General features: G+C 61.4%; 15 protein-coding genes. 12 read left to right on the top strand and 3 right to left on the bottom strand.

All coding sequences use genetic code 11. The annotated features are described in order from the left end of the window. The first annotated feature begins 30 nt into the window (after positions 1-30). The 4 genes from EL191_RS19000 (at position 31) to EL191_RS18985 (ending at position 8,144) form a co-directional block, all read left to right on the top strand. Positions 31-1,713, top strand: coding sequence for a fatty acid--CoA ligase (locus EL191_RS19000; protein ID WP_041980678.1), 1,683 nt, complete (start codon positions 31-33; stop codon positions 1,711-1,713). Between the two features lie 217 nt (positions 1,714-1,930). Next, positions 1,931-3,856 (top strand): DUF1302 domain-containing protein, encoded by a 1,926-nt coding sequence (locus tag EL191_RS18995; protein WP_013717038.1) that lies wholly within the window; start codon positions 1,931-1,933, stop codon positions 3,854-3,856. A 32-nt stretch (positions 3,857-3,888) separates the two neighbouring features. Further along, entirely contained in the window at positions 3,889-5,256 is a 1,368-nt protein-coding gene (locus EL191_RS18990) for a DUF1329 domain-containing protein (RefSeq protein ID WP_026042226.1), read from the top strand. A gap of 146 nt (positions 5,257-5,402) precedes the next feature. Then, the gene (locus EL191_RS18985; protein WP_041980680.1) at positions 5,403-8,144 is read left to right on the top strand and encodes a LuxR C-terminal-related transcriptional regulator; all 2,742 of its coding nucleotides are present in this window, start codon (positions 5,403-5,405) and stop codon (positions 8,142-8,144) included. On the opposite strand, the gene EL191_RS18980 is transcribed toward EL191_RS18985, so the two are convergent. Beyond that, a complete protein-coding gene (locus EL191_RS18980; RefSeq protein ID WP_041980759.1) occupies positions 8,133-8,993 on the bottom strand; it encodes a hypothetical protein in 861 nt (286 codons plus the stop codon). The genes EL191_RS18985 and EL191_RS18980 overlap by 12 nt on opposite strands. An 82-nt stretch (positions 8,994-9,075) precedes the next feature. On the opposite strand from EL191_RS18980, the gene EL191_RS18975 reads away from it, so the two are divergent. Both EL191_RS18975 and EL191_RS18970 read left to right on the top strand, forming a co-directional pair. Further along, positions 9,076-9,744: a TetR/AcrR family transcriptional regulator gene (locus tag EL191_RS18975; protein WP_017363668.1), complete on the top strand. Its 669-nt coding sequence runs from the start codon at positions 9,076-9,078 to the stop codon at positions 9,742-9,744. Positions 9,745-9,848: 104 nt separating this feature from the next. Beyond that, the gene (locus tag EL191_RS18970) at positions 9,849-10,790 is read left to right on the top strand and encodes an alpha/beta fold hydrolase (protein ID WP_017363669.1); all 942 of its coding nucleotides are present in this window, start codon (positions 9,849-9,851) and stop codon (positions 10,788-10,790) included. 87 nt (positions 10,791-10,877) lie between these two features. Here EL191_RS18970 and EL191_RS18965 read toward each other — a convergent pair whose 3' ends face one another. Continuing rightward, complete coding sequence (locus tag EL191_RS18965) at positions 10,878-11,723, bottom strand: metal-dependent hydrolase (protein WP_013717032.1); 846 nt, start codon at positions 11,721-11,723, stop codon at positions 10,878-10,880. 371 nt (positions 11,724-12,094) lie between these two features. Between EL191_RS18965 and EL191_RS18960 the strand changes: the two genes are divergently transcribed. The 6 genes from EL191_RS18960 (at position 12,095) to EL191_RS18935 (ending at position 21,451) form a co-directional block, all read left to right on the top strand. Continuing rightward, complete coding sequence (locus EL191_RS18960) at positions 12,095-13,117, top strand: AraC family transcriptional regulator (protein WP_041980681.1); 1,023 nt, start codon at positions 12,095-12,097, stop codon at positions 13,115-13,117. Continuing rightward, positions 13,117-13,764: an MBL fold metallo-hydrolase gene (locus EL191_RS18955; RefSeq protein ID WP_013717030.1), complete on the top strand. Its 648-nt coding sequence runs from the start codon at positions 13,117-13,119 to the stop codon at positions 13,762-13,764. The genes EL191_RS18960 and EL191_RS18955 overlap by 1 nt, the downstream gene beginning before the upstream one ends. Positions 13,765-13,828: 64 nt before the next feature. Next, the gene (locus tag EL191_RS18950) at positions 13,829-14,497 is read left to right on the top strand and encodes an OmpA family protein (RefSeq protein ID WP_041980682.1); all 669 of its coding nucleotides are present in this window, start codon (positions 13,829-13,831) and stop codon (positions 14,495-14,497) included. A 143-nt stretch (positions 14,498-14,640) separates the two neighbouring features. Then, the gene (locus tag EL191_RS18945; protein WP_013717028.1) at positions 14,641-15,297 is read left to right on the top strand and encodes an OmpA family protein; all 657 of its coding nucleotides are present in this window, start codon (positions 14,641-14,643) and stop codon (positions 15,295-15,297) included. A gap of 244 nt (positions 15,298-15,541) precedes the next feature. Continuing rightward, positions 15,542-19,258 carry a response regulator gene (locus tag EL191_RS18940; protein WP_041980683.1) on the top strand — a complete coding sequence of 1,239 codons (3,717 nt, stop codon included), beginning with the start codon at positions 15,542-15,544 and terminating at the stop codon, positions 19,256-19,258. A 45-nt stretch (positions 19,259-19,303) separates the two neighbouring features. Continuing rightward, positions 19,304-21,451, top strand: a complete 2,148-nt coding sequence (locus tag EL191_RS18935; RefSeq protein WP_041980684.1) for a putative bifunctional diguanylate cyclase/phosphodiesterase — start codon at positions 19,304-19,306, stop codon at positions 21,449-21,451. 15 nt (positions 21,452-21,466) lie between these two features. On the opposite strand, the gene EL191_RS18930 is transcribed toward EL191_RS18935, so the two are convergent. After that, positions 21,467-22,363: an acyltransferase gene (locus tag EL191_RS18930; protein WP_013717025.1), complete on the bottom strand. Its 897-nt coding sequence runs from the start codon at positions 22,361-22,363 to the stop codon at positions 21,467-21,469. Between the last annotated feature and the right edge of the window lie 94 nt (positions 22,364-22,457).

The raw sequence follows: 22,457 nt of genomic DNA, 5'->3' as shown, positions 1-22,457 counted from the left end.
CCAATTTCTAGCGTGCCTCAAGGTGATTTCATGCTGCAGACCCGACTGATCCCCTCCGCCGAAAACGCTCACGCCTATCCGCTGCTCATCAAGCGCCTACTGCTCTCCGGTAGTCGCTACGAGAAGACCCGTGAAATCGTCTATCGCGACAAGCTGCGCTACAGCTATGCGACTTTCAACGAGCGGGTCGCGCGTCTGGCCAACGTGCTCAGTGAGGCCGGGGTCAAGGCTGGTGATACCGTGGCAGTGATGGATTGGGACAGCCACCGCTATCTCGAGTGCATGTTCGCCATTCCCATGCTCGGCGCGGTGCTGCACACCATCAACATTCGCCTGTCACCGGATCAGATCCTCTACACCATGAATCACGCCGAAGACCGCTTCGTACTGGTCAACAGCGAGTTCGTGCCGCTGTACAACGGTATTGCCGGTCAACTGACCACGGTGGAGAAAACCCTGCTGCTGAGCGATGGTGAGGACAAGAGTGCCGAGTTGCCGAGCCTGGTCGGCGAGTACGAGAGCCTGCTGGCGGCGGCGAGCCCACACTACGACTTCGCCGATTTCGACGAGAACTCGGTCGCTACCACCTTCTATACCACCGGCACCACCGGCAACCCCAAGGGGGTTTACTTCACCCATCGGCAACTGGTGCTGCACACCATGTCCATGGCCACCACCATGGGAGGACTGGACAGCATTCGCCTGTTGGGCAATGACGATGTCTACATGCCGATCACGCCTATGTTCCATGTGCATGCCTGGGGCGTGCCGTACGTGGCCACCATGCTCGGGGTCAAGCAGGTGTACCCCGGTCGCTACGAACCGGACATGCTTTGCCGGCTGATCAAGGAGGAGAAGGTCAACTTCTCCCACTGCGTCCCGACCATTTTGCAGATGGTGCTGGGAGCACCCGGTGCGCAGGGCCATGATTTTGGCGGCATGAAGATGATCATCGGCGGCAGCGCACTGAATCGCGCCCTCTACGAGGCGGCCAAGGCTCGTGGTATCCAGCTGACTGCGGCCTACGGGATGTCCGAAACCTGCCCGCTGATTTCCTGTGCCTACCTCAATGAAGAGTTACGTGCCGGCAGCGAGGACGAGCGCACCACTTACCGAATCAAAGCCGGCATTCCGGTACCGCTGGTGGAGGCCGCGATCATGGATGCCGATGGCAAGCTGCTGCCGAGCGACGGTGAATCGCAAGGCGAGCTGGTGCTGCGTGCGCCCTGGCTGACCCAAGGCTATTTCCGTGAGCCGGAAAAGGGCGAGGAGCTCTGGGCCCATGGCTGGCTGCATACCGGCGACGTGGCGACCATCGACGGCATGGGCTTCATCGAAATTCGTGACCGCATCAAGGATGTGATCAAGACCGGTGGCGAGTGGATTTCCTCTCTGGAGCTGGAGGACCTGATCAGTCGACATCCGACGGTGCGTGAGGTCGCGGTGGTGGGTGTGCCGGACCCGCAGTGGGGCGAACGTCCTTTCGCATTGCTGGTGCTGCGTGAAGAGCAGGGATTGGACGCCAAGGGGCTCAAGGACCACCTCAAGCCTTTCGTCGAGCAGGGTCACATCAACAAGTGGGCGATTCCCACGCAGATCGCGCTTGTTACTGAAATTCCCAAGACCAGTGTCGGCAAACTGGACAAGAAGCGCATCCGCGTCGAAATCGCCCAGTGGCAGGAGGCTGGCAGCGCGTTCCTGTCTACGCTGTGAGGTGCGAACTGACTGGCTGGTTGGTGTGACTGGTCAGTCAAACAAGCGTTTGGCTTGCTAATTGCTGTTTCACGTCCATGCTTGGCTAGGGGCAGGGCCTGAAACCTGCGAGCCAGAGTGCCTGGGGGCTGCAAATCACACTTTCGAGGGATCAAGCAGTACCACCCGCTGGCTATAGTCCAAGCATCCATAACAAAAAACACATGGAGTAGCGTCGATGACAAAAACAACACCCTACTGGCGCCTGGCGAAACTGCCGCTTGCCGTCAGCCTCGCCTCTACCCTTGCCGCACCGGCATTCGGCGTGACCTTCAATATCGGTGAGATCGAAGGGCAGTTCGACTCGCAGCTCTCCGTTGGTGCTAGCTGGTCGACCGAAAAAGCCGACAAGGATCTCATCGGCGTGAACAATGGTGGTCGTGGTCTATCCCAAACTTCGGATGATGGTCACCTGAACTTCAAACGCGGTGAGACTTTCTCCAAAATCTTCAAGGGTATCCATGACCTCGAATTGAAATATGGCGATACCGGTGTATTCGTTCGTGGGAAGTACTGGTATGACTTCGAGCTGAAAGATGAAAGTCGCCCGTTCAAGGACATCAGCGACAGCAATCGTAAAGAAGGCGCGCAGTCTTCCGGTGCCGAAATTCTCGATGCCTTCATCTATCACAACTATGCCATTGGCAATCAACCCGGCTCTGTACGCTTGGGTAAGCAGGTTGTGAGCTGGGGCGAGAGTACTTTCATCCAGAATGGCATCAACGCCATCAACCCTGTTGATGTGGCTGCTTTCCGACGCCCAGGTGCCGAGATCAAGGAGGGTTTGATCCCGGTCAACATGTTCTATGTGGCGCAAAGCCTTACCGACAATCTGTCGATGGAGGCTTTCTATCAGTTGGAGTGGGATCAAACCGTTGTTGATAACTGCGGAACATTCTTCTCCCAAGCCGACGTAGTCGCAGATGGCTGCGATCAGAACTTGGCGGTATTGACCAATGATCCTGCGTCCATTGCGTTGATCAACAGTCTTCTGGGAAGTGCGGGGGTAACGCCTTCTCCGTGGGATGAGGGGCTGCTGGTTGAGCGCGGACCTGACCGCGATGCGCGTGATAGTGGGCAGTTCGGTGTTGCATTCCGCTATCTCTTCGAGCCGCTTGATACCGAATTCGGCGCTTACTTCATGAATTACCATAGTCGAGCCCCGATCTTTAGTGGTCGTGGTGCCGATCAAGCGGTCGTCGATCAAATCAATGCAATCGCCACGGGGGCTGCTGGTATTGTCGGTGCTGCTACTGCAGCCCGGCTGGCTGCTGCAGCGATGGCAGGTAACTCCAGCTACTTTATCGAGTATCCCGAGGACATTCGTCTTTATGGCCTCAGCTTCTCCACCACGTTGCCTACCGGTACCGCTTGGAGTGGTGAGCTAAGTTATCGCCCGAATGCCCCTGTCCAGCTCAATACAACCGATATTCTTTACGCTGGTCTTGATCCGATCAGCATCGGCGGCGTTCCAGTGTATGGGAATGGTTCAGTCCTGGATGGACAGCCAGGTACTGATCTGCATGGCTATCGTCGTAAAGAGATCACTCAACTGCAAACGACCTTCACCCACTTCTTCGATCAAGTCATGGGCGCTAGCCGTCTGACCTTGGTAGGTGAGATCGGCTGGACTCATGTTGGCGGTCTGGAAAGCAACAGCGAAGCTCGCTACGGGCGTGACCCGGTGTTCGGGCCTGGACCACTGGATGGCGATCTCAGCGGCCTGCCTACTTGCCAAGCGCTTAACGCAGGCACCCTTGGCAACGCCGCTGATCGTAACGTTGGTCGTTATTGTGAAAATGATGGCTTCACAACCGCAGATTCGTGGGGCTATCGCGCTCGCGCGATCTGGGACTACCCGAACGCAGTCGCCGGTGTGAACCTGCGCCCGAGTGTGGCCTGGTCGCATGACGTGAAGGGCTACTCTCCAGGCCCAGGCGCCAACTTTGAGGAGGGTCGCAAGGCTGTGAGTCTTGGTCTGAACGCCGAGTACCAGAACACCTATACCGCCGACCTGTCTTACACCAGTTTCTTCGGTGGCGGAAAGTACAACACCCAGCGTGACCGCGATTTCGTCGCGCTCAGCTTCGGTATGAACTTCTAAGCGGTCAGGAATTTCGAGGAATCATGATGCAAATGAAAACAACAAAAAAACTGTGGCAAAGCGGTGTCCTGACCCTGTCTCTGCTGGCGACCAGCGTGATGGCGGCAGTGTCGCCCGATGAAGCTGCGAAGCTGGGTAACACCCTGACTCCGGTCGGTGCCGAGATGGCTGGCAATGCCGATGGCTCGATTCCGGCCTGGACTGGCGGTCTGCCGGCTAACGCAGGCGCGGTCGACCCGCGGGGCTTCCTGGCTGACCCGTTCGCCAACGAGCAGCCGCTGTTCACCATCACCGCGCAGAACGCCGACCAGTACAAGGACAAGCTGACCCCTGGCCAACTGGCGATGTTCAAGCGTTACCCGGACAGCTACAAGATGCCGGTTTACCCGACGCATCGTTCGGCCAACCTGCCGGCCGAGGTGATCGCTGCGACCAAGCAGAATGCGGTTAACACCAAGATGGTGGAGGGTGGTAACGGCCTGGAGAACTTCCAGACCGCCAACCCCTTCCCGATTCCGCAGAACGGTCTGGAAGCGATCTGGAACCACATCACCCGCTACCGGGGGGGCAGCGTGCGTCGTCTGGTAACTCAGGCGACCCCGCAGCCGAACGGTTCCTACTCCCTGGTCTACTTCCAGGACGAGTTCACCTTCCGTGATGCGCTGACCGACTTCGACCCGAGCAAGGAAAGCAACGTACTGTTCTACTTCAAACAGCGCGTAACGGCGCCGTCTCGTCTGGCAGGTAACGTGCTGCTGGTACACGAAACCCTCAACCAGGTGAAGGAGCCGCGTCTGGCTTGGCTGTACAACGCCGGTCAACGTCGCGTGCGTCGTGCTCCGCAGGTTTCCTACGACGGTCCGGGTACCGCCGCTGACGGTCTGCGTACCTCCGACAACTTCGACATGTACAACGGTGCGCCGGACCGTTACGACTGGAAGCTCGAGGGCAAGAAGGAAATCTACATTCCTTACAACGCCTACAAGCTGGATTCGCCGAACCTGAAGTACTCCGACATCATCAAGGCCGGCCACATCAACCAGGACCTGACTCGCTACGAGCTGCACCGCGTATGGCACGTGACCGCGACCCTGAAGTCGGGTGAGCGCCACATCTACGCCAAGCGTGACTTCTACATCGACGAGGACACCTGGCAAGCCGCTCTGATCGACCACTACGACGGCCGTGGCACCCTGTGGCGTGTAGCTGAGGCACACGCCCAGTACTACTACGACAAGCAAGTGCCGTGGTACACCGTGGAGACCCTGTACGACCTGCTGTCGGGCCGCTACCTGGCTCTGGGTATGAAGAACGAGGAGAAACAAGCCTACGACTTCAACTACAAGGCCGCTGGCAGCGATTACACCCCGGCCGCTCTGCGTCAGGCAGGCGTTCGCTAAAACCTGACTCCAGCAATACGACAAAGCCGGCCTTGTGCCGGCTTTTTCGTTACGGACTGTAGCGGACGCTTCAAATGGCCATTGCAAGTCGCTAGGCTGGGGCCAGATCGAGCCCGCTGACGTAGAAGACTTCCAAGAATAGGCCGATGACAGACCTTTCCCGCTCGCCAGGTTTTCCTTACACGCCGGCCACACCGGTGGAGGCGCGTTTCTATCGTCCGCCACTGCCCGCAGGGCATATGCCGCGTCCCAGGTTATGCGATCGCCTCGAAGAGGGCCTGCAGGGGCGCCTGCTGCTGGTCAGTGCGCCCGCCGGCTTTGGTAAGAGCTCACTGGCCATCGAGTTCTGTGAGCGACTGCCCGATCACTGGCATAGCCTTTGGCTGGGGCTGAGCGAGCGCGACCGTGACCCCGGGCGTTTTCTCGAGCGCCTGCTGCAAGGGCTGCAACAGTTCTATCCCGGCCTAGGCGAGGAAGCGCTCGGCCTATTGAAGATGCGCCAGCGCCATCAACCGTTCGCGTTCGAGCAATGGCTCGATGGTCTGCTCGATGAGCTGACGCAGCAACTCGACGACGGCCAGCCGCTGTTGCTGGTACTGGATGACTATCATCTGGCGCAAGGACCGGTACTTGACCGCTGCCTGCAATTCTTTCTCAACCATCTGCCACCCGGTGTGTTGTTGCTGGTTACCAGTCGCCAGCGGCCGGACTGGCATCTGGCGCGCCTGCGGCTGTCGCGTCAGTTGCTCGAACTCAGCGAACAGGATCTGCGCCTGACCGCTGCCGAGCTGGATGCATTGCTGGTGAGCCAGGGCGCACGCCTCGAACGGCAGCAGGTGACCGGGATTCTGCAGCGCAGCGAAGGTTGGATCGCCGGCTTGCGCCTGTGGCTGTTGGCCGCCGAAGAACTGGCGGAGACGGGCGAGGCGCTGCAGCTACACGGTGGTGAAGGGCTGATTCGGGAGTACCTGCTTGAAGAGGTCATCGACCGGCAGCCTGCCGAAGTGCAGCAGTTTCTCTATGACACTGCCTGCATGGAGCGCTTCTGCGCTGAGCTGTGCGACGCGGTTCGTGACAGTCATGACAGTGCTGCGATCATCCGCCAGTTGCAGGCCAATCAGGTATTTCTGGTGCCGCTGGATGAGCAGGGGCGCTGGTTTCGTTACCACCATCTGTTTTCCGATCTGCTCAATGCGCGGCCAGCCGAGGGTTTGAGCCACTCGCGCAGCGGCGCTCATCTGCGCGCGTGTCGCTGGTTCGCTGCGCAGGGCATGTTGGATGCAGCCATCGAGCAGGCGTTGCTGGCCGGGCAGTCCGACGTCGCTGCGAGCCTGGTGCAGAACCTTTCCGAAGAACAGATGTTGGCGGAGCAGAACATCGCCATGCTGCTGCGCTGGAAGGCCAACCTGCCTGATGACCTGCTGGCCAGCACACCGCGACTGATCATGCTCTATGGCTGGGCGCTGGCGCTCGCCTGTCAGCTTGACGCCGCTCAGGAGCTGCTCGAACAGCTCGGGCGATTCCTGCCTGCTGCAGGCCCGGTCAACCAGCGCAGCCTGCTGGCGCAGTGGCAGGCTCTCGATGGGGTCATCGCGCGGGGGCGTGGTGATGGGGTGCGTGCCGAGCAGCAGTGCAGCGAAGCGCTGGCCGGCTTGCCGGCGGAGCGTTACGGCCCGCACTTCATGTGCCTGTCGGCTCTTTCCAATCTGGCCATGGTACGTGGTGATTTGTGGCGCGCGCGCGGGCTGAATCGCGACGCGCTGGAGTTGGCGCAGCGTATCGACAATCCACTGTTGGAGGCGCTGGCTCATTATGAGCGCGCGCGTGTCCTGCAGGGGCGTGGTGAGGTGCTGCGCGCGCAGGATGAGGTGCAGCAGGGCATGGCGCTGGTGCAGCGCCTGCCTGCGCAGCGCAGCTACTCGGTACGGGCGCGCTTGACCATCTATGAGGGTTATCTGCTCAGCCTGCGTCTGCAGCCTCGGGCCGTCGAGCGTTTGCGTGCCGGGGTCGCCGAGGCCAGGGCCTGTCGCGATGTCGGTGCGCTGGTCGGTTACTGCGTGCTGGCCAGTCTCGAAGGCCGTGAAGGCCGCTCCGCCGAGGCGTTTGCCCTGCTCGGTGAGGCCGAGCGGCTGATGCATGTCTGGGACGTGCCGGCGATTTATTACCTGGCGATGATCACACTGATGAAGTGCGAGCTGTGGCTGCGCCAGGGCCAGGTCGAGCTGGCCGCAGCCTGGCTGCCACAGTTGGCGGAAACCTACGGCGAAGGGCGTGCGCTGGCGCCGGAGTTCCACCCGCAGCTGGCGCTGCACATCGATCTACAGCAGGCCGCCTTGGAGCGCCTGCAGGGAGATCTGGAGAGTGCCGAACGACGTCTGCGAGCCCTGCAACCGCGAGCACAGGGCTTGGGCTGCCAACTGGTCGGGTTGGCGGCGCAAGCGCAGCTCGCTCAGTTGTTGCGGCAGACCGGGCGCGGGCGCGAGGCGCAGCAGCAGCTCGACAGCTGTGTGGAGCTCGCGCAGGGCGGTGCGCTGCTGCCATTCATCGAGTTGGTGCAACATCAGCCACAGTGGCTGCGTGAGTGCCTACAAGAGCGCAGGTCGTCCTGTCTGATTCGTGAAGCCCTGCTCGCGCAGTTGCCGGCTCAGCAGCATGTCGATGAGTCGTCTGAGATCGAGCATGAGCCGCTCACCGAAAAACTCAGTGGCCGCGAGTTGGCAGTACTGCAGCTGATCGCCCGTGGCTGTTCGAATCAGGAAATCAGCGAGCGCCTGTTCATCTCCCTGCACACGGTGAAGACTCACGCCCGGCACATCAACAGCAAGCTCGGCGTCGAACGGCGTACCCAGGCCGTTGCCCGTGCCAAGGGCCTGGGACTATTGCACTGAGGTCGGTGCCGACAGGTCCAGGGGCGGCGTCTTGACCAGCGGCTTCATGGGTTGCGCCAACTTGGCCTGCACATCGGCATGAATCATCTGCAGCACGGGTAGCAGTGCGGCCATATCCTGGCCTACCTGTGGGTAACGATGCCCGGTGCTAAGCCCCTCGATGCGTATCAGCAGCTTTGCCTGTACGTCGGCGGGCAGGTGGACGAACAACTCCGGCAACTGCTGGCTCAGTTCGGCGCTGTAGAGCAGCAGTTCATCGCGGCCAAAGGCTTGGGTCAGCTCCAGATAGTCGAGGGCGCTGCCACTGAGCATGGCAGCCGCCGCCTTGGTTTCCTGCAGCCCTTGCAGGCGAACCGGGTTGCTCTGCTCACTTTGCGACAGGGTCATCCAGAACTCGGTGGTGAGGGTGAACAGAATGGCCTGCTGGCGTAGCGAGTAGCTCATCAATCCGAGCGCCTCGGCAGCATAGGGCTGCTGTTTGGCGCGGAAGTCGAAGTACAGACGCATCAGTTCCTTGAGTTCGAACAGTACCTCGCGTGCCTCATTCTGGCGCAGCTCCAACGGTGCATAGATGTTCAACTGCGGGCGGAAGTTTTCCGGCGAAACCATGCGTTGGTAGATCGGCCCGGTGAACTCGCCGCTACGCCGCGGTAGTGCGTTGGCCTGGCTGCTGTCGACCTTCTCGAGCGCTTCGCGCAGTTGTCGGTAGTCGCCACTGCGCCAGGGGTTGTGAATATCCGGAATGCGCTGTCCGAGGTAGAACAGCTCGGCCGCTTCTAGCGGCGGCAGCCAAACCAGCAAAAGGATGGCCAGCGGCCAGAACAGGCGACGTGCTAGGGTGGGCGACACGATGAATATCCGCGGCAAGAGGCGCCTTCAGAGTACTCAGCTCGGGGCGTCACGTCACCCGCGCCTTGGTTGGGTATGCAGCATGGACGAGTTGGCCGGACACGGTGCGATACGGGCGGTCTTCGAGGATCTGGGCGGGTATGGCGCGGTTGCCTCGCAACAGGGACGAGCCGGCGAAGGGCCTCTGGTTGGTCACCTGCAGCGCACCAACATCCAACTGGCGGCCATCGGTGTGTTTGCCCGCAAGGGGCTGGAGCAGGCGACGGTGAATGATCTGCTCGATGCTGCTCAGGTGTCTCGGCGTACCTTCTACAAGTACTTCGCCAACAAGATGGAGGTGCTCGAAGGCATCTACCAGACTTCGGTTGTGTTACTGCTTGCGCGCTTTCGCGAGATGCAACAGGTCGCTGGGAGTCCGCAGGAGTGGTTAAGGGCGATGGTTGGACGCTTTTTCGACTACCACCTTGCAGTTGGGCCGATCATCCGGCTGATGCAGGAAGAGGCACTACGTGCGCAGTCGCCGCTGGCCGCCCATCGTCAGCGCGCGCATCAGGAGATGCTGCGCCTGCTGGTAGAACGACTCGAGCCGGAGCTGACACCGCGTGATCCACTGGTTTACCAGGCGTTGATCTGGGCGCTGGAGGCCGCCTCTCTGGATCTGCTCGGGCGTAGCGCCAGCCGGCAGGAAATCGAGCAGGCCAAGGCGGTATTGGGGGACTTGCTGATCGCCTCTCTATGCCCGGTTTCATAGGTAGTCCGCTCGGGTGGCGAGTGAACAGACCCAAGGTTGGGCGCCAATGGCGGCGCTGCATGCTCTGATGCGTGATACCTACAACAAGATCCGAGGTATACCGCATGAGCGCCAACAGCCTGTCACTGCAACCGCCGCTGGCTGCCGGTTTCGCCCGCCTGGGCTTCGGTGCGCTGCCGCTGGAGCGCCTTAAGGCGCGTTACGGCAGCGCTGCCGAGGGCTCCCGCTATGTCGAACTCGACGGTTTCAATATTCACTATCGGGATGAGGGCAGCCGCGACAAGCCGGCACTGGTGATGATTCACGGTGTGGTAGCCTCGCTGCACACCTGGGATGGCTGGGTACAGGCATTCGCCTCCGATTACCGCATCATCCGCTTCGACGTCCCAGGCTTCGGCCTGACCGGTCCTGCGCGCGACGGTGAGTACTCGGCAGAACGCATGACTCGCGTACTCGGCCTGCTGCTCGATTATCTGCAGGTGGACAAGGCCGATATTGCCGGCAATTCGCTCGGCGGCTACATCGCCTGGAACTTCGCCCTGGCGCAGCCACAACGCGTCGGCAAACTGGTGCTGATCGATCCGGCCGGTTATCACATGCACAAGGTGCCGTGGATGATTGCTGCCGCTGCGTTGCCAGGCGCGACCATCGCCATGCCGATGTGGATGCCGCGCGCACTGATCGCCCAAGGCATCAAGGAGGTCTACGGTGAGCCGGGGCGGATCAAGCCGGGCGTGGTCGATCGCTACTACGACCTGTCGCGGCGTCCGGGTAACCGCCGCGGCATGATGGACATCTTCCGGGTGCTGCTGCAGGTCAACAAGGAGGAGCTGCATGCAACGCCCGAGCGAGTCGCACGGATTCAAGCGCCGACCCTGCTGATGTGGGGCGAGCGTGATCGCTGGATCTCACCGAAGCATGTGCCACTGTGGCAACGTGATCTGCCGGGGATTCAGGTCAAGGTCTATCCAGGCGTCGGGCATATACCGATGGAAGAGATTCCCGAGCAGAGCGCAGCCGACGCGATGAAATTCCTGCGTGGCTGAGAGCAGCACAGGCATCTGAAAAAATAGGCATGAAAAAAGCCCGGACAGGTTCCGGGCTTTTTCCTGTGCGTCTTGCCAGGGCGCAGGTCAGGCGGCACTGGCTTGCACGTGTTGGACGCCATCGAACTCCACGCGGGTGGCGTGCAACAGGTCCAGGTTGTTGTGCTCCCAGGGGTGGAAACCGTCCTTGAAAAAGTCCAGATAGGTGCGGATCAGCGGGCGGAACACACCTCCCTTGCCCCACATCCAGCGGATGCCGTCGCGCCAGACGCGCCAGTTCCATAGCAGACCGTCGACCTTGAGCATGTGCATCAGGCCGCGCGTGGTGTCGAAGACGAAGAAGAAAGTGCCCATGATCATCGCCCGGCGCAGCAGCTTTCGGCTGCCGCACACCTGGTTGTAGACGTCGAAGGCTACCGCCTTGTGCTCGGTTTCCTCCAGTGCATGCCAGCGCCAAAGGCGGGCGAGGGTCGGATGGGCGTCGGCCATATAGGCATCACTTCTCAGCAGGCCATCGGCCATGATCGCGGTGATGTGCTCCAGCGCCGCGGTCGCGGCCAGTTGGCGTTGGGGCGAGAACTTCTTCTGGGTGTAGCGGATGCGCGCGCGGGCACGCTTCTCGATGCGCTCGACGTCGTAGCCCAGGTCGCGCAGGCGCTGGCTGTATTCCAGATGTTCACGGCTGTGGTGGCCTTCCTGGCCGATGAAGCCGCGAATCTGCTCCTTCAGTACCGGGTCCTCGATGCGGTCGCGGAACTGACGTACCGAGTCGATGAAGAAACGCTCGCCATCGGGAAACAACACCGACATGGCGTCGAACAGATGGGTCTTGAAGGCGTCGCCGCCGTTCCAGTGGCGCGGCAGCGGGTTGGGCAGATCGAAATCCATATGCCTGGGGCGGATCTGCAAACCTTCTGGTGTAGTGCTGGCCATGAGGATTTCCTTGCGCTGTTTGACTGGCTCCTACTATGGATGCGCTCTACACCGAGGCACAGGTTCGTAACAGCCAAGGTAATGGTCATATCTGGCCAATGCGGGTTTCCAATAGAAAGTTGGGGCCGATCGAGCCGAACAAGTTGGCGGCGAGGAGGGGCTTTAACGCTTGCAGGCGCTGACATCAACGACGCGGTATAGAGCGCTCTGGCACTGTAAATTCGATCGCTGTCCGCTGCGGGCCGCACGAAAGTGGCGGGCTTTAGCGCTAGAAATAGAAGTATTCGCTAGGGTTGCTGGGGGATGATGGGCAAGGTTAAGGTCTGTGCATCAATGGGTCATTTGCGGCCAGCCGGCAGAACAACAAGACCATGAAGCGAACCCAGAACTTTAACGCTGAGCTGGCGCCGGTCGCCTATGCCGAAGCCTTGCTGGGGCTGGCGGAGGAGCTTGGCCTGCTGCGTGCCGAGGTGTTCGCCGCAGCGCGGGTGCGCCCCGAAGTGCTCGAGAGTCCCAATGGTCGGGTGTCCTTTCTTGATTTTCATCTGCTCGCGCAGGCTGTGCTGGAGCGCTGTGGCGAACCTGCACTGGGACTGCTGCTAGGCCAGCGACTCAACGTATCGACCCACGGCATTCTCGGCTACGCAGTACTGTCCAGCGCCAACCTGGGCAAGGCGCTGCAGTTCGCCTTGAAGTACTACCGCGTGCTTGGTCTGGCCTTCGATCTGGAACTGGTGGAGCTGGGCGAGGACATGGAATTGCGCGCGGTCGAGTCCTTGCCACTGGGCCCGCAATCGCGTTTCGCCGCCGAGGGCCTGCTCACCAGTATCCATACCATTGCCCGCTTCCTGCTCGGCGAGGAGTTGCGAGGGCTAGCGGTTGGCTTCGCGCACCCGGAGCCAGATTATGCCGGGCGTTACGTTGAAATTTTTGGTGTGAAGGCCAGGTTCGAGCAGCCCTATAACTGGTTGCGTTTGCCTCGACACTACCTGGAGCGCCCCATGGCCCTGGCCAACCCGGCCACGGTGCAGATGTGCGAGCAGCAGTGCGAGGCGCTGCTGGCCAGCCTCGATGTGCAGGACGGCCTGCTTACTCGGGTGCGCCGATTGTTGCTGGCGCGCCCGGGTGACTTTCCTGATCTCGAAAGCGCCGCGAGCGCCTTGCATACCAGCGGCCGAAGCCTGCGTCGGCATCTGGCACAGATGGGCACCAGCTACCAGCAGGTGCTCGACGATGTGCGCAAGCGCCTGGCCCTGCAGTATCTGACCACCACGCACTTGCCCTTGTATGAAATCTCACACTTGCTGGGTTTCAGCGACCCGTCCAATTTCCGCCGTGCATTCCGTAAATGGACCGGTAAACTGCCCGGCGATTACCGCAACGAGGCCTCCTGATGAGTACTGCCGAACGTCCCGCACTGATCCGTGAAACCTTCCCTGTCGGGCCCTTGCAGTGCAACTGCACCATCATCGGCGACCCGGTTACGAAGAAGGCCGTCGTGGTCGATCCGGGCGGTAATCCCGATCTGATCATGGCGCGTCTGGACGCCCATGGACTCAAGGTGGTCAGCATCATTCACACGCATGCCCATCTCGATCACTTCCTTGCCTCGGGGCAGATGAAGGAGAAGACCGGTGCCACCTTGCATCTGCACAAGGAGGATCAGTTCCTCTGGGATAACCTGGAGATGCAATGCAACATGTTCGGTGTGCCCTATACGCCGGTGCCGGCGCCGGATCGCTGGCTGGCCGATGACGAGGAGCTGGCTTGCGGCTGCGGTGTCGCCCTGCACACACCTGGCCATACGCCGGGGTCCATGAGTTTCTGGTTCGAAGACGCCAAGCTGCTGATCGCTGGTGACACGCTGTTCCGTCGTGGTATTGGCCGTACCGATCTGTGGGGCGGTGACTACGCCACGATCGAACGATCGATCAGGCAGCGTCTGTACAGCCTCGATGAGGATGCCACTGTGGTTACCGGTCATGGCCCGGATACGCGTTTGGGCGACGAGATGCGCGAGAACCCTTTTATTCGCGCGTGACAGGGCACTAATGGCTGGGTGGTGACTCAAATGGCCATCACCCACCGTTCATGGAGATTCCTTCATGTTCCGCCTTTCCCTGATTGCCCTTTGCTCGTCTGCGCTGCTGTTTAGTGGCTGCGCTTCGCAGAATCCTTATGACCAGAGCGCGCCAAGCTCCAACCGTACAGCCACCTACGGTGGATTGGGCGCGTTGGCCGGTGCGGCGGCTGGTGCCCTGATCAACCATGACAACCGCGGCAAGGGCGCACTCATCGGCGCGGCGGTCGCGGGTGCCGCGGCGGCAGGTTACGGTTACTACGCCGACAAGCAGGAAGAAGAGCTGCGGCGCAGCATGCAGGGTACGGGCGTGGAGGTGCAGCGCCAAGGCGATGTGATCCAGCTGATCATGCCCGGCAACATCACCTTCGCCACCGACTCGGCGCAGATCGCCAGTAGCTTCTATCAGCCGCTGAACAACCTCGCCAACTCCTTCCGCCAGTACAACCAGAACAGTATCGAGGTGGTCGGTCATACAGATAGCACCGGCTCGCATAGCCACAATATGGCGCTGTCGCAGCGCCGCGCGCAGAGCGTGGCCGACTACCTGCTGGCGCAGGGGGTCGCCCCTAGCCGCGTGAGCACCCGCGGCATGGGGCCGGATCAACCGGTGGCGAGCAACGCCACGGCTGATGGCCGCGCGCAGAACCGTCGTGTTGAGGTCACGCTGCGGCCGTTGCCTGGCGTGCAGTGACCCGCGCGTACCGGGCTGACTGCTCTAGATCGCCGTCCTCACTCGCCCAGGCTGATAAGCTTGGGCGGAACTTCGCCGCGCCCTGGCGGCTCGAAGGCTGTGGCATGTCTGCCCGATACCAGAAGAAATCCTAAGGAAACGTTATGAAGACCAGACGTAATCTGATCGCAGCAACTGCGCTCATGGCCATGCTGGCTGGCTGTACCACCAATCCCTATACCGGTGAAAGCCAGGCTGGCAAGGCCGGCATCTATGGCGGTATCGGTGCTGCGACCGGAGCCGTGATCGGGGCTGCCACGTCGAGCAAGAAGGATCGCACCAAGGGCGCACTGATCGGTGCCGCCGTAGGTGGCGCTGCCGGCGGTGGTTATGGCTATTACGTCGATACCCAGGAAGCCAAGCTGCGTCAGACCCTGCAGGGCACAGGCGTGCAGGTGCAACGCAATGGCGATGATCTCAAGCTGATCATGCCGGGCAACATCACCTTCGCCAGCAACTCGGCAGATATCTCCAGCAGCTTCTATCCGACTCTCAATTCGCTGGTGCTGGTGTTCAAGGAGTTCAACAAGAACGGCGTGAACATCGTTGGTCACACCGACAGCACCGGTTCGCAGGAACTGAACCAGAGTCTGTCGCAGCGTCGCGCGCAGAGCGTGGCCAACTACCTGACCGCCAATGGTGTGCCCGGCCAGCGTATTTCGGCCTATGGAGCCGGCCCGAGCCAGCCGATCGCCAGCAATGCCACCGATGCCGGCCGTGCGCAGAACCGTCGTGTCGAGATCAATCTGCGCCAGCTGTAAGGTCATGTGGCGCTGAACGAAAAGCCTCCCCATGGGAGGCTTTTTCTTTTCCGGCATTAGCCACTGGTTGCTCCGCAGCTCTGCATGGAAGGAGCGTTTACGCCAATCCTCCTGACCGCCTGTCGTGTCTCTTCTGGCAAAAGGCCATCCATTAAAAACCTGACTAGACTGCTTGCTGTGGTTCTGTGAAGTCCGCGCACGGATGACCTGTGCGCGTTGGTTCTGGATGACCGAAGGAGAGCGAATGGACGACAGAGCTGTCGAGCGGCCGCCAAGGCCCTGGATACCGCTACTGGTTGCCTTGAGTCTGCTGTTCGGGCTGGGAGGCCTGATCTTCTGGCAATGGAGCGTCTTGCAGGAGCGAGAGCGCGAAGAGAGTCAGCACCGTTTTGAGCTCGAGGCGCAGGATATCGGCCAGCGGGTCATGGCGCGCATGCAGGCTTATGAGATGGCGTTGCGCGGCGTTTCCGGGCTGATGACCGGCAGCGACCGCGTGTCCCCAGTGGAATGGCAGCGTGCGCTGGACCAGTTGCAACTGCAGGATCGCTACCCCGGTATCCAGGCGGTGGCCTGGTCGCGTTACCTGACGGCTGAACAATTACCGGATTTTCTCGCCGAGTTGCAGGCCGAAGGACGGCTCGATTATCAGATGTTCCCGCCACAAGAGCGCGAGCACTACCTGCCGATCGATTACGTCAGCCCTCTGGACTGGCGTAACCGGCGTGTACTGGGATTCGACATGCTCACCGAGCCGACTCGTCTGGATGCCATCGAGCGCAGTATCGAGAGTGGCGAGGCGAGCCTGAGCGGGCCGGTAGTGCTACGCCAGGAAATCGATATCAACGTGCAGCAGGGCGTGCTCCTGTTCCTCCCGGTCTTCCGTCCGGGTGTGCCGCTCAATACGACGGAGCAGCGTCGTGAGGCCTTGCTGGGAATGGTGCACGGCGCCTTTCGCAGCCACGACCTGATGGAGGGGATTCTCGGCTCCCAGACGCGCCGTTTCGATATCGTTCTAACGGATCTGCAGGTCCCGGATACCTATCTGCTCACTGGCGAAAGCCAGCCCGAAGACTGGCGACCGAAGTTTCGCAGTCATTTGGAACTGCCGCTATATGGCCGTGTCTGGGGCCTGGATGTGATCGGCACGATCGAGTACGAGCGCAGCCTGATCGATCGTACGGGTACCTTGGGTCTATGGGCTGGCTTGGCTGCGACCCTGTTGTTGGCGCTTCTAGTCGGTGGTTATCTCTATCAGCGCGAGCGCAAGCTGCACCTCAGCGAGAAGATCGCGAGCGAACTGCAGGAGCGAGAGGAGCGCTTTCGTCTACTGGTCGAACGCCTCCCGGTGGCGACGCTGCTGTGTGACGACAAGGGCCGCATCGAAATGGCCAACCGCAGCGCCGCCGAGCTGTTCGATTGTCCGATCAATGCCCTGCCTGGTGAAACGGTGTTGCGGGTGCTGCCCAATATCGAATCACCGAAAGATCTGCATGAGCAGTTGGCCGAGAGCGACGAGCGCATGGTGCGCACGTTACGGGGTGAGTCGATTCCGGTCAGCATCAGCCTCAACCCGTTGCATGAAGGCAGCAGCTACTTGATCAACCTGGTGGACCTGCGGGCCCGCAAGGTCGCCGAAGAGCGATTCCGCCTGGTGGTCGAGGCCTCGCCCAATGCCATCTTGCTGGTCGATGGCCTGGGGCGTATCGCTATGGTCAATCGACAGACCGAGGTGCTGTTCGGTTACGAGCGCCAGATGCTGTTGGGCGAACCTGTGGAAATGCTCCTGCCGGCTGCGCAGCGGGGCAGCCATGTGGCGTTGCGCCGCGGTTACCAGGCCATGCCGGAGCAGCGCCGCATGGGCGGCAATCGCGAGTTGTTCGGGTTGCATCGTGAAGGCCGCATGATCCCGCTGGAGGTTGGCCTGTCGCCGATTCGCAGCGGCGATGAAAACCTGGTGCAGGCGGTGATCATCGACATCAGCGAGCGTAAGGCGGCCGAGCAGAAACTGCGAGAGCAGGCCGAGCAACTGCTGTTGGCCAACCGTTACAAGTCAGAATTCCTCGCCAACATGTCCCATGAGCTGCGCACGCCGCTCAACAGCATCCTGATTCTCAGCGACCAGTTGCGTCAGAACCTGGCTGGCAATCTCACCGAGAAGCAGACCAAGCACGCGGATATCGTGCACCGCGCCGGCAGTGATCTACTGCAACTGATCAACGATGTGCTCGATCTGGCCAAGGTCGAGTCGGGGCGGATGCAGCTCAAGCTCGAGCCGATCAATATGCAGGACGTGCTGGTCGAGCTGGATGCCAGCCTGCGTCCGATGGCCGAGCTCAAGGGGTTGCGCCTGCACACCCAGCTGGAGGCAGGCGTGCCGCGGATCATCCACACCGACCGTGTGCGCCTGCACCAGATTTTGCGCAACCTGCTGTCTAATGCCTTGAAATTCACCGATCACGGTGACGTCACGCTGAGCGTCAGCAGTCAGGGTCGTCAGGAGGATGAACGCGAGCTGCTGTGTTTCAGTGTGCGAGATTCCGGTATTGGCATCGACCCGGCGCAGCACGAGCAGATATTCCAGGCCTTCCAGCAACTCGACGGCTCCACCAGCCGGCGTTTCGGCGGTACCGGCCTGGGGTTGGCCATCACTCGCCAACTGGTGCTGGCGCTGGACGGCGACGTCAGCCTGCAGAGTGCGCCCGGCCTAGGCTCGACCTTTACCGTCAGGTTGCCAGTGAAGGTTGGTTCGCTCAGCGTCGAAGCGCCGGTGGAGGAGCCGAAGCGGACAGGCGACGGGCCGCCGCTGCTGATCATCGAGGACGATGTCAATTTCGCGTCGGTAATCGCCGAGGAGGCCCATGCCCACGGTTTTTCCAGCGTGCATTGCCGTACCGGCCTGCAGGCGCTGGGGCTGCTGCAGCAGGAGTCGTTCAATGCGGTGATCCTCGACATCCTGCTGCCTGACCTCAGCGGCTGGCAGCTATTCCGCCGCCTGCGCGCGCAGCCGACCCACCGCCATACGCCGGTGCACATCATTTCCTGTGTCCCGCAGCCGGTGGGGTGGAACGACGACGGCACGCGTTATCTGGTCAAGCCCATCGGCCGCGATGACCTGGAACAGGTGTTCTTGGAACTGCAGCACGGCATGCAGCAGGAACAGGCCGTGCTGCTGGTGGAGGATGTCGAGGTTGAGCGCGAGCACTATCGCAAGCAGCTTACGGAGCTGGGCTTTCAGGTGGTCGCCTGCGCCGATGGCGAGCAGGCACGTGCGGCCTACGCGCAAGGACAGTTCTGTGCGCTGGTGATCGACCTCGACCTGCCGGATCAGGACGGTTTTGCCCTGCTCGACAGCCTCAACCAGCTGCGCCCACTGCAGGGCACGCGTGTGGTGATCAACACCGGTGTGGATGTCACCCAGCAGACACTGCAACGCCTGCGTCGCTACAGCGCAGTGGTGGTGCGCAAGCAGGGCGACGATACCGAGGCGTTGTGTCAGGCGATGCAGGGCTTTCTTGGTGACGTTCAGGCGCCCCAGCCGGGGCATGCGGACCTCAATCCGATGCAGGGCAAACGCATCCTGCTGGTCGACGATGATGTACGTAATGTCTATGCGTTGACGGCGTTGTTGGATGAAGTCGGGCTGTGCGTCAGTTCCGCCAAGGATGGTCTCGAGGCCATCGCCAGCTATCAGCGTGACCCCTTCGACCTGATCCTGATGGACATGGCCATGCCGAACATGGACGGCTATACCGCCACGCGTCTGCTCAAGCAGGAGCATGGCTGCGTGATTCCGATCATCGCGCTCACGGCCCATGCCATGAAGGGGGACCGGGAAAAATGCATCACCGCCGGTGCCGACGACTACATGGCCAAGCCGATCAAGCGTGATGAGCTGCTGGCACTGCTGGAACGCTGGCTGGGCATGCCGCCCGTGCCTTCGTCTGGTAATGGACTAATCTGAAGGCAGGAGTAACTGGTGCAAGGGCATATGGATAGGGGAGTGACGATGGCCCCGGCGCAGAGCAAGATCGCCGCTGTACCCGCCAAGCAGGTTCTGCTGGTGGTGGACGACCGTATGGAAAACCTCGAGGCCATGCAGGCGCTGCTCGAGGATGGGGAGTGGCAGCTGCGTTGTGCCAGTTCCGGCGAGGAGGCGCTGCGCTGCCTGCTCGAAGAGGATGTCGGGCTGGTGCTGCTCGACGTGCAGATGCCGGGTATGGATGGCTTCGAAGTCGCCCGGTTGATGCGTGGCAATCCCCGGACTCGGCTGACACCGATCATCTTCGTGTCGGCGATCGCCCAGACTCATGATGCAGTACTGCGTGGCTACAGCTCCGGCGCCGTGGATTTCGTCCTCAAGCCCTTCGATCCCAGTGTGCTGCGGCACAAGATCCACAGCCTGCTGGAGCATGAGCACAATCGCTGTGAGTTGCAGGCGCTGTCGCAGCAGCTGGAACGAGCGCGAGCCTTCAACGCTTCGGTACTGGCCAATGCTGCCGAGGGCATTCTGGTGGTGGGGGAGGACGGACGCATCCAGTTCGCCAATCCTGCCATGGCGCAGATGCTCGATGGCGAGGTGGGCGATCTGGAGGGCGTCGAACTTCTGTCGTTTCTGAAGAATCCCGCCAGTGAGCGTGGTTGGCTGGAGTCCGAGTTCTACCTGCACTTCAAACGGGAGGCCACCTACCGGGTGCACGAAGCGATGATGCGAACGTTCAAGGGCGGTTGCCTGCCGGTGGCGCTATCCTGTTCACCGCTCCCACAGCAGCAACGGGCGATGGTCGTGATCGCCCTGGACATGTCGGTGGTGCGCAACCTGCACGCGCAGTTGGAGTCGCAAGCGGTTACCGACTCACTGACTGGCCTGCTCAACCGTCGTGGCTTTCATCAGGCGCTGGAGTCTGCATTGGCGCGTATCGAGCGCAGTGGCCAGCGGGTCGCGGTGCTGTACCTCGACCTGGACGGATTCAAGCGCATCAACGACTCGCTGGGCCACGATGTTGGCGACCAGTTGCTGCGTCGTGTCGGGGAGCAGCTCAAGGCCTGTTTGCGGCCATACGACAGCCTGGCCCGCATCGGCGGAGACGAATTCACCGCGCTGCTGGACAACCTCGGCCACCCCGAGGACGCCGCCAAGGTCGCGGAGAAGCTGATCGAACTGGTCTCGGTGCGCCACACGCTCGATGGCGTGGACTTCACTCTGGGTGCCAGCGTTGGCATCGCCTGTTTCCCCGAATGTGGGCAGAGTGTCGAGGGCTTGCTGCGTTCTGCCGACATGGCGATGTATGAGGCCAAGCGCGCTGGTCGTCAGCAGTACCGCTTCTTTTCCCCGGAAATGAACGGTCGCGCACGGTCGCGGCTGATGCTCGAGGAGAGCCTGCGTCACGCCATCGAGAACGATGATTTCGTACTGGTCTACCAACCGCAGTTCCAGTTGGAGAGCGGTCGCCTGCGGGGTTTCGAGGCTTTGTTGCGTTGGCAGCACCGCGTCGCCGGCACCGTTGCGCCGAACGTATTCATACCGCTGCTCGAGGAAACCCGCCTGATCAACCGGCTCGGCGAATGGATATTTCGCGAGGGCGCCAGGCAACTGGCGGACTTCAAGCAGCAGTTCGGCGAGGACATGGTGCTCAGCCTCAACGTCAGCCCGGTGCAGTTCGGCATGCCGCAACTGGTCACCGACCTGCAGCGTGTGCTCGATGCCCATGGCCTCAAGCCCAGCCAACTGGAGGTGGAGGTCACCGAGAGCGCATTGATGCAGGACCTGGAGCTGACCCAGGCGCAACTGCGTCATCTGCGCGAGCTGGGCGTGAAGATCGCCATCGACGACTTCGGCACCGGCTACTCGTCACTGGCGTATCTGCGTCATTTCGAGCTGGATACGCTGAAGATCGACCGCCTGTTCATCTCCAACATGCTCGACTCCCCGCGTGATGCTGCGGTGGTCAGCACCATCATCGATCTGGGGCGCCACCTGGGGCTGGAAGTCATCGCCGAAGGGGTCGAAACCCAGGAGCAGCGCGAATGGCTGACGCGGCATAACTGCAACATCATGCAGGGCTTCCTGGTGGCCCCGGGCATACCGGCCGGCAGCGCCATGCAGGTGCCGGCCCTGCTGGACTGGAACAGGCTGCCTCTGCCGCGCGACGAATGAAGCGCCGCTGGCGCTTCAGGCCTGCTGGTGCAGGCTGGCCAGTTCCGCGTCCTTCTCTTCCCACAAGCGGTTGACCCACTGCTGGAATGCCAGGCGGTAGTCGTCGTCCTGATCGTAGTTGCGGCCGATGAATTCGCGTGGAATGTCGACCTGCTTGAAGTTCACCTGCACGGCATCCAGTCGACCGCAGAGCAGGTCCCAGAAGCCCGGAACGCCATGTGGGTAGTGGATGGTGACGTTGACGATGGCGTGCAACTGCTCACCCATCGCATCGAGCACGAAGGCGATGCCGCCAGCCTTGGGTCTCAACAGGTACTGGAACGGAGACTGCTGCTGCGCATGCTTGCCCGGGGTCAGGCGCGTGCCCTCGAGGAAATTGAACACCGCCACCGGGTTGCTCTTGTAGCGTGCGCAGGCGCGGCGGGTGGTGGCCAGGTCCTGACCGCGCTTCTCCGGGTACTTGGCCAGGTACTCCTTGCTGAAGCGCTTCATGAAGGGAAACTCCAGAGCCCACCAGCACAGGCCGATTACCGGTACCCAGATCAGCTCCTGCTTGAGGAAGAACTTCAGCAGCGGCATGCGCCGGTTGAGCAGGTACTGCAGCACCAGGATATCCACCCAGCTCTGATGATTGCTGGTGACCAGGTAGGAATGGCGCGTATCGAAGCGTTCCAGGCCCTGCACCTTCCAGTCGATATGGCCGACCAGGCGCATCCAGAACTTGTTCACGCCGATCCAGCTTTCAGCGATGCCATGCATGACGAAGCGCAGCGCGCGCTGGATGGGCGCGAAGGGCAGCAGCAACTTGAGCAGAGCAACGAAGAACAGCGGCCAGCACCAGAACAGGGTGTTCAGAGCCAGCAGCAGGCTCGCGATCAGGCCGCGCAGCGGCGCGGGAAGAAAGTGCAGCATCGGGCGAACGCCTCCGTAGGCAGGCTGCACGTCCGGCGGGCAGCCTGAGAATGGGGCTTTCTCTGTGCCCCGTATCAGTCGAAAGAGCTGCGGC

Origin of the sequence: Pseudomonas mendocina, assembly GCF_900636545.1 — a bacterium.
In the GTDB taxonomy this organism is placed as follows: Bacteria; Pseudomonadota; Gammaproteobacteria; order Pseudomonadales; family Pseudomonadaceae; genus Aquipseudomonas; species Aquipseudomonas mendocina.
Note: the sequence above shows the minus strand (reverse complement) of the source record. Positions and strands in the feature narration are given on the sequence as shown.